Source organism: Streptomyces paradoxus (genome assembly GCF_014202475.1).
Lineage (GTDB): Bacteria > Actinomycetota > Actinomycetes > Streptomycetales > Streptomycetaceae > Streptomyces > Streptomyces paradoxus.
The window spans coordinates 1-13,319 of record NZ_JACHGV010000004.1; the positions used below are offsets into that span (position 1 = coordinate 1).

Annotated in this window: 7 protein-coding genes, 2 tRNA genes and 4 pseudogenes; 7 read left to right on the top strand and 6 right to left on the bottom strand. The window is 71.8% G+C overall.

The window, feature by feature from the left end:
• The coding region (locus HNR57_RS14460) for a MarR family winged helix-turn-helix transcriptional regulator (RefSeq protein ID WP_376772244.1) at positions 1-202 on the top strand (202 nt) is incomplete at its 5' end.
• A 9-nt stretch (positions 203-211) separates the two neighbouring features.
• On the opposite strand, the pseudogene HNR57_RS14465 reads toward HNR57_RS14460, so the two are convergent.
• Together HNR57_RS14465 and HNR57_RS40865 are read right to left on the bottom strand one after the other, a co-directional pair.
• Positions 212-789, bottom strand: a pseudogene (locus tag HNR57_RS14465) (IS5 family transposase); the annotation flags it as partial.
• Positions 785-1,288: pseudogene (locus tag HNR57_RS40865) on the bottom strand (FtsK/SpoIIIE domain-containing protein); the annotation flags it as partial. The pseudogenes HNR57_RS40865 and HNR57_RS14465, both read right to left, overlap by 5 nt.
• Positions 1,289-1,570: 282 nt before the next feature.
• On the opposite strand from HNR57_RS40865, the gene HNR57_RS14475 reads away from it, so the two are divergent.
• Both HNR57_RS14475 and HNR57_RS14480 read left to right on the top strand, forming a co-directional pair.
• The gene (locus HNR57_RS14475; protein ID WP_313673703.1) at positions 1,571-3,595 is read left to right on the top strand and encodes an ATP-binding SpoIIE family protein phosphatase; all 2,025 of its coding nucleotides are present in this window, start codon (positions 1,571-1,573) and stop codon (positions 3,593-3,595) included.
• A 355-nt stretch (positions 3,596-3,950) separates the two neighbouring features.
• A pseudogene (locus tag HNR57_RS14480) lies at positions 3,951-4,265 on the top strand (NUDIX hydrolase); the annotation flags it as partial.
• Here HNR57_RS14480 and HNR57_RS14485 read toward each other — a convergent pair.
• Positions 4,243-5,193 (bottom strand): annotated as a pseudogene (locus tag HNR57_RS14485) (NsdA family TPR-like regulatory protein). The pseudogenes HNR57_RS14480 and HNR57_RS14485 overlap by 23 nt on opposite strands.
• Between HNR57_RS14485 and HNR57_RS39530 the strand changes: the two are divergent.
• Entirely contained in the window at positions 5,150-5,323 is a 174-nt protein-coding gene (locus HNR57_RS39530) for a hypothetical protein (protein WP_246554623.1), read from the top strand. The pseudogene HNR57_RS14485 and the gene HNR57_RS39530 sit on opposite strands and share 44 nt — an antisense overlap.
• A gap of 91 nt (positions 5,324-5,414) precedes the next feature.
• Here HNR57_RS39530 and HNR57_RS14495 read toward each other — a convergent pair.
• Positions 5,415-5,487 (bottom strand) — tRNA-Arg (locus HNR57_RS14495).
• Between the two features lie 196 nt (positions 5,488-5,683).
• Positions 5,684-5,774, bottom strand: a tRNA-Ser gene (locus HNR57_RS14500).
• A 185-nt stretch (positions 5,775-5,959) separates the two neighbouring features.
• Between HNR57_RS14500 and HNR57_RS14505 the strand changes: the two genes are divergently transcribed.
• Together HNR57_RS14505 and HNR57_RS14510 are read left to right on the top strand one after the other, a co-directional pair.
• Positions 5,960-6,472, top strand: a complete 513-nt coding sequence (locus HNR57_RS14505) for an SSI family serine proteinase inhibitor (RefSeq protein WP_184560438.1) — start codon at positions 5,960-5,962, stop codon at positions 6,470-6,472.
• Between the two features lie 334 nt (positions 6,473-6,806).
• Entirely contained in the window at positions 6,807-11,384 is a 4,578-nt protein-coding gene (locus HNR57_RS14510) for a PAS domain-containing protein (protein ID WP_184560439.1), read from the top strand.
• Between the two features lie 16 nt (positions 11,385-11,400).
• Here HNR57_RS14510 and HNR57_RS14515 read toward each other — a convergent pair whose 3' ends face one another.
• A complete protein-coding gene (locus tag HNR57_RS14515) occupies positions 11,401-11,979 on the bottom strand; it encodes a TetR/AcrR family transcriptional regulator (RefSeq protein WP_184560440.1) in 579 nt (192 codons plus the stop codon).
• 129 nt (positions 11,980-12,108) lie between these two features.
• On the opposite strand from HNR57_RS14515, the gene HNR57_RS14520 reads away from it, so the two are divergent.
• The gene (locus HNR57_RS14520; RefSeq protein ID WP_184560441.1) at positions 12,109-13,308 is read left to right on the top strand and encodes an MFS transporter; all 1,200 of its coding nucleotides are present in this window, start codon (positions 12,109-12,111) and stop codon (positions 13,306-13,308) included.
• The last annotated feature ends 11 nt before the right edge of the window (positions 13,309-13,319 follow it).

A 13,319-nucleotide genomic window follows, 5' to 3' on the forward strand; every position in this document is an offset into this window, starting at 1 on the left:
GCTCGAGACGCGGGGCCTGCTCGAGCGCCAGCCCGACCCCGGCGACCGGCGTGTCAAAATCCTGGCGATCACGGACACCGGCAGAGAGATGGCCGCAGATCTGCTCGATCGCCTCCGCTTCGCCCGCGAACCGCTCGCGGCCCTCGACGAGAACCAGCGACGCGACCTGCGCGACCTGCTCCAGCTCATGGCCGGCCTCTAAGACGGTGTCCTACGTGGTGAGGCGGACGAGCCGTTTGTAGCAGCACAGGGCTGCGGCGAGGCCGAGAAAGGCCAGGTAGTTGCGGGAGTGGCGTTCGTAGCGGGGGCTGAGGCGGCGGTAGCCGGACAGCCAGGAGATCGTCCGCTCGATCACCCACCTGCGGCGGCCCAAGCGTTCGCTGGACTCGATGCCTTTGCGGGCGATGCGTACGCCGATGCGCTTACTTCGTAACCATTTGCGCAGGTGGGGGATGTCGTATGCCTTGTCGGCGTGCAGGCGCTGAGGCTTGAAGTGGCGGCCGCGGTGGGGGTCGTGTCTCGTTTGGTAACCCTCGGCCATGGGCTTCAGTGCTTCGCTATCGTGGGTGTTGGCGGCCGAGACGCCGACGACCAGGGGTAGTCCGTTCGCGTCCGACAGGACGTGCATCTTGGAACCCGGCTTACCCCGGTCCACGGGGCTCGGACCTGTGAATTCGCCCCCTTTTTAGCCCGCACGTGAGCGGAGTCGAGGACCACGCGCGAGACGTCGATGAGGCCGGCGTCATCGAGTCGGTGCAGCACCGCCTCATGCAGCCGGCCCCACACGGAGCATGGTCGCTCCCTTGCCCAGCTCGGCCCCGAAGCGCTGCCCGCACACCTCCTGTAGATGCCGACCGCGCGTCCTAGGTGATCAGCTCATCCGGGGTACCGGGCGAGATGCCCTGCCGCGCTTTGATCAGGTCGTATCGGTCCTCCATTTCCCTGACGAGCACGGGCAGCAACTCGGCCGCCTGCTCCGGATCGGTCGCCAGAGCCGAAAGCCGGTGAGCGAACGGCGCCAGCTCCACCACGCGCTTGCAGTCGATCCCGAGCAGGACCACCCACTGACGGCCAACCCGACAAGCAGGTTCCGCAGGAACATGGACTTGCCGGACAGCGTGGCCCCGAGCACGAGTTCGTGAGGTACAGCCCGGTAGTCCATGCGGCAGCCCTCGCGGACCTTCCGGCTCGGCGCAACCGCCTCAGGCGAAGGTACGGAGGGCCGGCGTCCAGGTCCGGCCGCGGAAGACGGTGACCGTTCGTACCGAAGAATGCTAACGTTCACTAAAAGAGGAGAAATATAGCGATTTTTACTGTTCATCCATCTCCCTGAGCAGGAGGTGAGCAGTGCGAAATGGCAGCTGGGAAAACCACCTCCGGGGGCTCCTCCGGTCCGCTGACGTCGGGGGATCTCGGGCTTTCGTGGGCCGCTGAGTCCCCTGATGGAGGGCTGCCGGACAGCACCGCGGCCCTGGCTTTGGCTCTGGCCGTCCGGCAGGCGAGGACCTGCCTTGGTGGCCTGGAAGCCTTGGCGCACTGGCGTGAGCCCACTGACGATTGGCTACGGCTGGTGGCTTCCGACGGACTCGCCCCAGCGAGTGCCGAGGCATGGTCGCAGCTGCGCGGAGAGCAGAACGAGGTGCCCGCACGTGCCGTCCGGCGCGGCGGCTACGTGTGGGTGGACGGCGACGCCCTGGGGATCGGGGCATCCGGTGCGGCCGCAGTGCCGTTCCTCGGTGCCGAGGGTCCCATCGGGGCGTTGTCCGTGTTTACGGGCGGGGCCGGCGAGCCGGACGAGATGCAGCGGTCTTTCCTGCGCGCGATCGCGGCGTGGGCTGCGGCGCAGGTGCACGGTGTCCCCCAGCCGTCGGCCCCTGGTCCGGTGGCCATGGTCGAGCGTTCCATCCTGATGGGCGAGCTGACCGCCGCGCTCGCCGAGGCCGTGACTTCCCAGGACGTTGTGCGGGTCGTCGCGGACCGTGTGATGCCCCCGTTCGGAGCCGACGGGCTGCTGGTCCAGGTGCTCAACAAGGACGACCGGTTGTATGCCGTCGGCTCCGCCGGATACCCGCAGGAGTTCACCAGGATGATGGACGGGTTCCCGCTCTCCGACTACGCCACGGTCCACGACGTCGTACGGACCCGTACCCCCCGGTTCATCGAGTCGAAAGCCGAGTACAACCGGCTCTATCCCTCGATGGGCCACGTGAGTGCGAAGTCGCCGAAGGAGGCGTGGGCTTTCCTGCCCATGATCGCTTCCGGCCGGACCATCGGTCTGTGCACGGTGTCCTTCAGCGAGCCGCGCCCCTTCAGAGACGAGGAACGCACTCTGCTGACGGCTCTGAGCGGCCTGGTCGGCCAGGCCCTGGAACGGGCCCGCCTGTACGACATGGAGCACGCCCGCGCCCGGGAATTGCAGCGCGGTCTGCTGCCCAGAGCGCTGCCCCGGCTGCCCGCCGCCTGCGCCGCCGCCCGCTACTTGCCCGCGACCCAGGGTGAAGAGGTGGGCGGTGACTGGTACGACGTGATCCCGCTGTCCGCCGACCGGGTCGCCATCGTGATCGGCGACGTCATGGGACACGGCATCGCGGAGGCGGCCACCATGGGACGGCTGCGCACCGCCGTGAGCACCCTCGCCGACCTGGACATGCCTCCCGACGAGTTGTTCGACCGCCTCAATGACCTGGTCTCCGAGCTGGGCGAGGACTTCTACGCCACCTGCCTGTACGCCGTATTCGACCCGGTCGCTCGCACCTGCTCATACGCCCTGGCCGGCCACCCACGACCGGTCGTCGTCCATTCCGACGGCACCGTCCACAGTCCTGTCCTCGCCGCCGACCCACCGCTGGGCGCCGCACAGCCGCCCTTCGAGACACACCAGCTGCAGCTGCCCGACGAGAGCCTGCTCGTCCTGTGCACGGACGGGCTCATCGAGTCGGCCACCCAGGACGTGGAGCAGGGGCTGGCCCGCCTCCAGCAGGTCCTGACCCAGGTCGCCTCCCCCACCGCGTGCTTCCAGGTCGCGAACGAGGACGACGATGTCCGGCACCTGGAGGAGCTGTGCGACACAGTCGTCTCGGCTCTGCTGCCCGACGGCAGGCAGACCAACGACGACGCCGGCCTGCTGATCGTGCACACCCGGTGCACCGACCCGTGTGACGTCGCCGGCTGCGACCTCCCCGAGGATCCTCGGGCGGCAGGTCACGCCCGCCAATACATCCGCGCACAGCTCGCCGCCTGGGGACTGGCCGACCTTGTGCTCACCACCGAACTGCTGGTGAGCGAGCTGGTCGGCAACGTCATCCGGCACGCCAGAGGCCCGATCCGGCTGCGTCTTCTGCGCAGCCGGACCCTGATCTGCGAGGTCTACGACGGCAGCCTCAACACTCCCCGCATCCGCCATGCCGACTACACGGACGAAGGCGGACGCGGCCTGCAACTCGTCGCAGCCCTCTCCCGGCGCTGGGGTGCCCGGTACCTCCAGGACGGCAAATGCATCTGGACCGAGCAGGAGCTGCCGAACGGTGAGCCTCGGGGTGCGGGATCCGCTTCGCCGCCCACAGGTCGAGATTGGCCGCGTGCACAGTGGCAATGATCACCGTGATCGAGGACACCGCCTACCCGGTTCTCGGGACAATGCGCATGACCAGGTCGGAGGCCACATGACCGGCCGAGCGCACCGTGCAGGTGAAAGAGCCACAACGGACCGATCAGGCCAGGATCGAAGTGCCGCGGCCGAACACGCTGCAGCAGACCGAGGAGTTCCACCTCTGTGAGCGGCCGTGGTGCTGTACAGCCGCGAAGTACAGCAACCACCGCAACCGCAGACAACCTTTAACGGCCGACCGACCAGCCCACCAGACCCCGATGCCCTCCCGGCCGAGCGTTCGGAACGAAGAGGTCGTGCCAGATCCGTGCCAGATCGTACGGGGACCCACGGGGAACAGCAGGGCCTGGTCGAGGACGGCGAGACCCCGGAGGAAGCGGAGGCCCGTGAAGTCCTGGAAGAGACCGGCTGGCGTCCCGGCCCCATCAAGCCTCTGATCTACGCCGAGCCGGCGAACGGGATCACCGACTCGCAGCACCACGTCTTCCGTATCGACGGCGCCACGTACGCCGGTCCGCCCACGGAGAAGAACGAGTCCGACCGCATCGAGTGGATTCCTCTCTCAGAGGTGCGCGGGATGATAGACCGCCGCGAGGTCGTGAGTAGTGGATCTCTTGTCGGCCTGCTCTACCTGCTCATGGACGAAGCGATCCGCTGACCGGCGGGAGGAGTTCCCGTAGTCGCGCCTCGAAGGCAAGGGCTACGGGCTCCTGCCTGTGTGGCGCCAACTGGTCGTAGAACTCCCGGAGATGCCCAGACACTCGCTCCGAAGCCACCGCCGACGCGGGCTCAAGGGCTTGCGTGGCGGTGTGGCACGCCTGGTCGAGCTTGCCCTGGTCCAGCTGCGTACGAGCCAGCCAGAACGAGTGGAACGCGCGGCCTCTCTGGTTGGTGTGGTGCTCCCGCCGCAGAGCATCGGCGATCAAGGGTTCGGCGGTTGCCGCTTCGCCCAGACGGCCGTGGGCGATGCCGTATCCACGATGAGCTTCGGCTCATCGAAGTAGGTCACCCATGAGGGGTCCGGATCGCTCCCCCCGATCTGCTCGAATTGGCTGCGCTTCCCCGATCGCCCGGTGCGTGTCATCACGGTTGCCGAGTGTGGCGTGGGCGAATGCTTCCCGCATGGCCAGCATCGACATAACGCGCGGCGTGCTGCCGAGTGCTGACCGAGCCTGGTCCTGGGCGGCGGTCACGAGTGCCATTGAGTCCGCGGGCTTGTCCTGGTAGGTCGCCTGCAAGCTCATGCAGGCAAGGACATTGGCCATGAACTGTCGGTCGTCGATCTCCTTCGCCAGTTGCAGGGCCTCAGTGAAGTACGCGCAGGCTTGGTTGTACTGGCGGGCGTCGAAGTAGGTCCAGCCAGTCAGGCGGGTCAGCTCGGCCGCGATGCCGTACAGGCCGTTCTGGATCGACGGCAGCCGCGCAATCTGAACCGCTCCTTCGAGGCCCTGTGCGTCCGCGCCGGCGTCCGCAGGGTCCGCTTCCACGACCTGCGCCACACCCTGCGCCTCGCTGCTCCACGAACAGGGCGCCGACGCCCGCATGATCATGGAAGTCCTCGGCCACAGCTCCATCCGAGTGACCATGGACCTCTACACCTTCGTACGGCTCGACTCCCAGCGGTCCGCCTTCGACCGCGTCGGGGACGCACTGAGGGGTGACGGCAACGAGCCGGATGATGACGGCGGCGCGGTCGGTGTCCCGGTAGCCATCTGATCGACTCGCAGAAACGGTTGCCGTCAAACACTGCCGTCAAGACAAAAGCCAGAGGCCCTGTGGAGCGATCCACAGGGCCTCTGGTCTGCTGTGCACTCGGCAGGATTCGAACCTGCAACCTTCTGATCCGTAGTCAGATGCTCTATCCGTTAAGCTACGAGTGCTTGTTCTGTTTTTTCGCCGCTCTCGGGCCTTCCGGCTCGCTCGCGGCGACAGGAAGAACATTACATGACTGCCGCCGCCATGTGAAATCCGTTAGCCGCACCCCTTGTGAGCTGCGAAAACGGCACTTCCGGCCTCCTTCCGGAGGGCAACGACAGCGAAGCCCCGGTCGGGTGACCGGGGCTTCGTGATCGAGTGCGGAGGCGGAGGGATTTGAACCCTCGATGGGCTTTAAGGCCCAAACCGCATTAGCAGTGCGGCGCCATAGACCGGACTAGGCGACGCCTCCAGCATCACTCCCGCGCGAGCGCGAGCGGTGCGTGCCGATGATGACACAGTCGAGCGTGCTGTCACCAATCGACCCCCACGGTACTAGGCGGGAAGGGCGCAGGGCAAAAGCCTTGTCAGGCCCGCGCGGGCCCCCGCTCGCACGGCGGCGCGCAACGTCCCGGCCCGCTTCGCGTTAGTCAGGGCATGTTGCGTACCACTCCCCGGGCCACCGCCCGCCCCGTCCTGCGGCGCCTCCTCGTCGGTGCCGCCGCCTTCGCCGCCGCCGCCGGGTCGCTGACCGCCGTGCCCCCGGCCGCCTACGCCCAGGCCGACGCCATCGACCTGCTGTCCCCGGCCCGGCCCGGCGGCGGCCCTGACCGCGATCACCTCACCGTCACCGTGCGGAACGCCGGCGGCGGGGCCGACGGAACGTTCGAGCTGTACTGCGATCCCGACGGCGGCAGCCACCCCGACCCGGGCGGCGCCTGTACCGCCCTGGAGCGGGACACGCGGTCGGGTCAGGACGTCTTCGCGCCCACGCCGGAAGGCGGCTTCTGCACCATGCAGAACGGCGGGCCCGCCACCGCGCACGTCACCGGCACCTGGGCCGGACGGCCCGTCGACGCCACGTACGACCGTCGCGACGGCTGCCAGATCTCCCGGTGGGACCGGCTCGTTCCGCTGCTGCCGGACATGAAGGCCACGGGGAAGGGCTGACACCGACCGGGAGGGAGGGGGCTCGGTCGTTCCGGGCCCCCTTTGCGCCACACTCCGCCGTCATTCCGCCAGCTCGGGGCGGCTCGGCCGAAAGGTACAGAAACGCCGCTCTCGTAAAGGTCCCGCGAAGGTCCCGCGACGTCGTCGCAGGAGGGCGGGCGGTTGACGGTTACTCGGTCGTCAGTTCGGGGTCACTTCCTCGTGCGACCTCACTCCCATCCGGCGTCGCGAGCGCAACCGCAGCCCTTAGACTCCCTCGCGTGACACGCCGCGGGACGGTTGGCAAGATGGCCCGAGCGGTCGGCAAGGTGCGGTAACAGGGAGGAAGCGTCTCGTGAGCAGCAGGCCATCCCGAGGCGCTGCTCGCCTCGCAGCCATACTGGATGCGCTTCCCGACGCGTTGGTGCTGGTCAACGCCAATGGGACGGTCGTCAACGCCAACACCATCGCCCTGGAGGCCTTCGAGACTCCGGGGACCGCTCTGGTGGGGCGCGGCCTGCTCGATCTGCTGCCGCAGTTCGACTCCAAGCTCATTCCCGGCTCCATGCGACGGCCGGAGCACCTCGATCCGCATGCCCGGACCAAGCCCACCCGGATGATCGCGCGCCGGACCGACGGGACCGAGTTCCCCGTCGAGGTCACCAGTGCGAATCTCGAGAACGGTCAGCAGGCCTACGACGGTTACGGCTACACCGGCGACGAGCTGCTCATGCTCGTCGTGCGCGACCTGTCCGGCACCGTGGACACCGAGGCCGAGCTCGCCCGGTCCCAGCGGCAGACCGAGATGATCCTGCGGGCCGCGGCCGAGGGCGTCGTCGGCACCGACACCGACGGGCGGATCGTGCTCGTCAACCCGGCCGCCGCCCAGATACTGGGATTCCGGGCCAGCGATCTCGGCGGGCGCGAACTGCACGACCTCGTGCTGCACTCGCGCGCCGACGGCTCGCCCTTCCCGTACGACGAGTCGCCGCTCGCCGACACCCTGCGCTCCGGGCGCAAGCACCGGGTGCGCGGCCAGGTGCTGTACGCCAAGGACGGCGGCAAAGTGCCGGTCGACCTGACGACCGCGCCCGTGCGCGACGGCGACCAGCTCGTCGGCGCCGTGATGACCTTCACCGACCGGCGGCCCTACGACGCCGTCGTCGAGGAGAAGGAGGCGGCGGAGAAGCGGCACGCCGGGGAACTGGAGCGGATCGCCGAGGAGCACGCCTCCGAGCTCACCGCGCTGCGCCAGCAGCACGTCACCGAGCTGGAGGAGCTCACCGAGCGGCACGCCGAGGAGCTCGCCGCCAACGAGGAGCGGTACGCCGCCCTCGGGGAGCGGGAGAAGGACCGTTTCGAGGCGCTCGCCGCCCGCCATGAGCAGTTGCTGACCCTGCTCGGCCGGTCGCTGCGCGGCCCGCTGGACGAGCTGCGCCGTGAGCTGGCCGCGCTGGCCGCCGACGACGCCGGGCAGCTGTGGCCCGAGGCCAACCAGGTGCTGCATCACCTGTCGGCGGGCTACGCGCGCATCACGACACTGATCGACAACGTCCTCGGGTACCAGCGGCTCGACGCCGGCAGCGAGGACATCTCCCGCACGAAGGTGATGCTGGACGCCGTCGTCGCCGCCGGGGTCGACGGGGCCGTCGAGCTCATCGGGCCCGGGCGGGTGCAGTTCGCCGTGCACGCGCCGCCCATCGAGGCCGAGGTCGATCCGCGGCTGCTCGCGACCGCCCTCGCGCATCTCGTCGCGGACGTGGCGGGGGTCGACGCGACCGGCAACACGCCCGTGTCGGCGGGCGGTTACCTGGACAACACCGTCGTCGTGGCGGCGGCGCAGCGCGGCGAGGTCGTCCGCATCGAGGTGCGCGGGCCGTACGCCGGTGGTGACACCGTGCACGAGCCCATCGTGCGCGGAATCGTCCGGGCCCACGGCGGTGTGCTGCAGACGCACGACGTGCCGGGGATGAGCGGGAGCGCGTACGTCCTCGAAGTGCCGATCGGCGGCGGGGCCGGGGCGGTCGCCGTCCAGCCGGTGGACGCGTCCGCCGCGCTCGCTCTCGTCGACCCCGCTGCCGTCGACCCCGCTGCCGTCGACCCGGCCGGGCAGACTTCCGGTGGGGGGCGCCGCCGGGCGCGGCGGGCCACCACCGACGCGTTCCTGGACGGAGACGTTCCGGGTGCCGAGGCCGAGGCGGCCGGTGGTCCCGACGCCGACGGGGCCGCGCCCACCGGGCGGCGCAGGCGCCGGGCCGCCGGGGAGCAGGCCGCCCTTCCGGCGCAGGCGTCCGGTGAGGGCGGCGCGTCGGGCGGTACCGGACGGCGGCGCCGCGCGGCCGAGGACGCCGGTGCGGGTGCCGTCGGCAGTGCCGTCCAGGGTGTCGCCGAGGGAGCCGTGGTGACGGCCGCCGAGCACGCGGCGGGAGCCGCCGCCTCGAACACGGGGCTGGGCGGGACCGTGCCGCCGCAGGGTGTGCCCGGCCCGTCCGGGCGGCGGGGCCGGCGCGAATCCGGTGAGCAGGCCGCGCTGCCCCCGGCACTGCCCGCGTCCTCGTCCGGTGGCGAGGCCGCCGGCCCGGCCGACGCGGCTCAGGGGCAGGCCCAGCAGCCGACCGGGCGCCGGCGGCGTGCGCTGGCCGCCGCCAACGAGCGGGCCGCGGCGGCTCAGGAGGCGGCCGGGCCGCGTCCGGTGTTCGCGCTGCCGCCGGCCGAGGCCGATCAGACACCGGCCCCGGCTCCGGTCCCGGTCCCCGTCCGGCAGGAGACTCCGGCCGGACCAGAGCAGCAGGTCGCCGACGGCCCCGTGGGGGTGCCGGGTGTGGTGCCCGCTCAAGGGCACGTGCCCGTTCCGGAGCGGGGTGCCGTAGCGGCCCCCGGTGTGGCCGCCGCCGGTGACGGGGCGGTCGAGGAGGGGCGGCACGACGCCGTCCCGCACGACCAGTCCGCCGATCACACCCCGCCGCAGCCGCACCCGACCAGCGCCCCGACCGGCCGCAGGCGACGGGCCGTCGCAGCGCCGCAGCCTGCCGAGGCGGCCGGAGCGGAGGTGCCGGTGAATGCCGACCAGGCGGGTCCGGTGCCTGCCGGAGCCGTGCCTGTTGGTTCCACACCGACAGGTCCCGTGCCTGCCGGGCCCGGTCAGGCCGGCGTCGCCGTTCCCCCCGTCGCGCCGGGTACGGCGGTGCCGCCGCAGGGCGTGCCGGTTCCCGCGCAGGGGAACGCCCCCCACGTCAACGCCCCGCAGGGCGTGTCCGTCCCCGCGCAGGGCGGGCTCGGACAGAGCGTGCAGGCGGCCCTGCCGGGCCAGGCCGTGCAGCCCCCCGCACCGGCCCAGCCCCTGCCGCAGCAGCCCACCGCCGGGCCGCTCCCCGCGGAGGCCGCCCCCGGGCAGGGCACCCCGCCCCAGGGCACGCCCGCCCAGGGAACCGCTGCCCAGCAGCCCGGTGCCCAGCCCTGGCCCGCCGCCGACGACACGGCGGGGCCCGCTGCCGCGAACCCCGCGCCCCCGAACGGCACGCCGTCCCGGGCCACGCAACAGCACACGCCCGCCCCGGGCACCCCGTTGCCGCCGGAGGGCTCGCCGAGGGCAGCTCAGCCGTTGCCCGCGGAGGCCGCCGCGCCCGCGCCGCCCGTCGACCCGAACTCGACGCAGGGCCGGGCGATCAGCGTGCGGACGCTGGGCCAGGGCGTGCCGTTCAACCGGCAGGCGGTCCAGGTCCAGCAGCCTTCGGCCGTACCCGCCCCGCCATCCGCCCCGTACCCCCAGCAGACGGCGACGCCTCCCCCGCACCAGCCGGGCGGATCGGGACGGCGCCGCAAGCTCGGCACGCCGCCCGACCCGGCGACACGTACGGACCAGGCGACACGTACGGACCAGGCGGCCCGCCCGGAGCAGGGGCAGCCGCGTCCGGAGCAGCAGGCACCCCGTCCGGAGCAGGCCGCGCGGCCGCATCCGACGGCCGAGCACACGCCGCCGCCGGTCGCCGCGCAGGTGCCCGCCCCGGCCACCGCCCCCGTTCCGGCGCAGCCGTCCCTCGCCGGTCAGTCGCGCCTGGCGCAGATGACCGAGGGCGGCGGACGGTCGTACGCCATAGGCGCACCCGACGAGAACGCCGCCGAAGGACCGGAGCCGCTGGACGGGCCCGGCGGGGCCGTCGAGGTGGCCGATCCGCCGCGACCGCAGCCGATGGACGACGAGCTGCCGCCCGAGCCGCTGGACAACCCGCGGCGGCTGCTGGTGTGGCCGGCGCCGGACGTCAGCACCCAGCAGGCGCTGAGCGACCGCGGCTACCGGCCGGTGATCGTGAACTCGCGCGAGGAGGTCGCCGCGCAGATCGCGGCCTTCCCCGCCGCGCTGTTCGTCGACCCGCTGACCGGGCCGATCACGCGGACGGCACTGCAGTCGCTGCGGCAGGCCGCCGTGGCGGCCGAGGTGCCCGTCCTCGTCACGGCCGGGCTCGGGCAGGCGTCGCGGGACGCGGCGTACGGTGCCGATCCCGCCGTGCTGCTGAAGGCGCTGGCGCCGCGCGACAGCGAGCAGCACCCGCCGCGGGTCCTGCTGATCGAGGAGCACGCGGAGATCGCGCTGGCGCTGACGGCGACGCTGGAGCGGCGCGGCATGCAGGTCGCGCGGGCCGCGAGTGACGCGGACGCGGTGACGCTGGCGGGGCAGTTCCGGCCGAACCTGGTGGTGATGGACCTGCTGCAGGTGCACCGGCGGCAGGAGGGATACGCCGGGATCATCGACTGGCTGCGGGCGAACGGGCAGCTCAACCGCACCCCGCTCGTCGTGTACACCGCCGCCGTCGACCAGGCGGACCTGCCGCGGCTGGCCTCCGGGGAAACGGTGCTGTTCCTCGCGGAGCGGTCGACCAGCTCCGAGGTGCAGTCCAGGATCGTCGAGCTGCTCAGCCGGATCGGCACCAACTGAGCAGCGTGCGGTAGTCCTACCGGGCCGTCAGCCGGCGCGCGGCCTCCTTCACCGAGGCCCGCAGGCGGTCCCGTTCGGACTCGCCGTCGCCGACCAGGATGCGCCGCATCTGCGGGACGACGGCGGTCCAGTTGGCCAGGGCGGTCAGCAGGAACAGCAGGTCGGCCGCCGGGACGGCGTCCGTGATGACGCCCCGGTCCTGGCCGTCCTGGACGGCGGCGACCTTGCGGGCGTAGTGCTCCTGGCGGTCGGACTCGTGGGGCAGCTCCGTGCTGCCGTACTCCAGGCCCTCCCAGAAGAGCAGGCGCAGCAGCTCGGGGTGGGCGGCGTGGTAGTCCATCAGGCGGTCGACCCAGCTCTCGATGTCGTCCGGGTCGACGGGGACGGCCTCGGCGAGGTGGAGCATCTTCTTCTCGAGGACGATCGCGAACAGCTCGGCCTTGTTGCCGAAGTAGGCGTAGATGAGCTGTTTGTTGGCCTTCGCCGCGCCGGCGATGCGGTCGATGCGGGCGCCGGCGATGCCGTGCCGGGCGAACTCGGCGACCGCCGCCTCGAAGATCCGGGCCTTGGTGGCCTCGGGGTCCCTTGCTGCCATGGGGGAGAGGGTAGCGCGCCGGGTAACCAACTGTTTGGTTGACAGGGAATGGAGGAGCGGCTCACACTGTTCCCTCATCAGCCAACCAACCAGTTAGTTGTTAGAGCCGACTCCAAGGAGTCCCCTCCCATGCCGTCAGCGACCGCCACCGCCGCCCGGGCCGCGACCCCGGTGCGGCAGGCCCGCACACCCTCCCCCGGCCTCTTCCTGACGCTGCTCGCCGTGTGCAGCGCGGTCACCGCCGCCAATATCTACCTCGCCGCGCCGCTGCTCCCGCTCATGGCCCGCGACTTCGGCTCGGCGCCCTCGGCCATCGCCTGGATCGCCTCGGTCGCCCAGCTCGGCTACGCGGTCGGGCTGCTGTTCTTCGCCCCGCTCGGCGACCGTGCGAACCGGCGCCGGCTGGTCGCCGGGCTCACGCTCGTCACCGCGCTCGCGCTGGGTGCCAGTGCGGCCGCCCCGGGCGCCGCCGCCCTCGCGGCCGCGATGTTCGTCGCCTCGGCGGCGACCGTGATCCCCCAGCTGCTCGTCCCGCTGGTCGCCGAGCGCGCCCCCGCCGAGCGGCGGGCCAGGCATGTCGCCGCGGTCATCGCGGGCCTGTTCACCGGCATCGTCGCGGCCCGGGTCGTGGGCGGGCTGGCCGGGCAGGCGTTCGGCTGGCGGTGGGTGTTCGCGGGCGCGGCCGTGCTCACGCTCGCCCTGGGCCTCGCGACCGCGGTGGTCCTGCCGTCGCGGCGACGCCGGGAGGGCCCGCTGTTCGCGGGGCTCGTCGCAGTGCCGTCGGTGCTGCGGAGCTCGCCGGAGCTGTGGCGGGCGTGCGTGCGGCAGGCCGGGATGTTCGGTGCGTGGAGCGCGCTGTGGACCTCACTCGCGCTGCTGCTGACCGGCCCGGAGTACGGACTGTCCACCGCGACCGCCGGGTTGTTCGGCCTGTTCGGACTGACCGCGAGTGCGGTGGCGCCGCTGGCCGGGGGGCTGGTGGACCGGTTCGGGGCGGCGCGGGTCGTGCGCTCCGCGTATCTGATCGCCGCCGTTTCGGTGCCGCTGTTCTGGCTGGGCGGGCACGTGCTCTGGGCGCTGTTCGCCGCCGCGGTCGCCGTGCACGCGGCCCTGGTCGCCTCCCACGTCGCCAACCAGACCCTGGCCCTGACCGCGACCTCCACCCCCGCCACGGCCAACACCGCCTACGTGGTCGCCGGTTTCGCCGGCGGCGCCGCCGCATCGGCCCTCGCGGGGGCCGCCTTCAGCCACTTCGGGTGGGGCGGGGTGTGCGTCGTCGCGGGGGTGTGGCTGGTACTCGGGTGGGGCGTGACCGCCGTACGACGGTGAGGTGCTGCCGT

What these genes read in the sequence shown, in the direction of transcription:
- HNR57_RS14520 (WP_184560441.1), top strand. Translation starts at nt 12,109, where the DNA reads ATGCCGTCAGCGACCGCCACCGCCGCCCGGGCCGCGACCCCGGTGCGG.
- HNR57_RS39530 (WP_246554623.1), top strand. Translation starts at nt 5,150, where the DNA reads ATGATCATGGAAGTCCTCGGCCACAGCTCCATCCGAGTGACCATGGAC.
- HNR57_RS14505 (WP_184560438.1), top strand. Translation starts at nt 5,960, where the DNA reads ATGTTGCGTACCACTCCCCGGGCCACCGCCCGCCCCGTCCTGCGGCGC.
- HNR57_RS14515 (WP_184560440.1), bottom strand. Translation starts at nt 11,979, where the DNA reads ATGGCAGCAAGGGACCCCGAGGCCACCAAGGCCCGGATCTTCGAGGCG.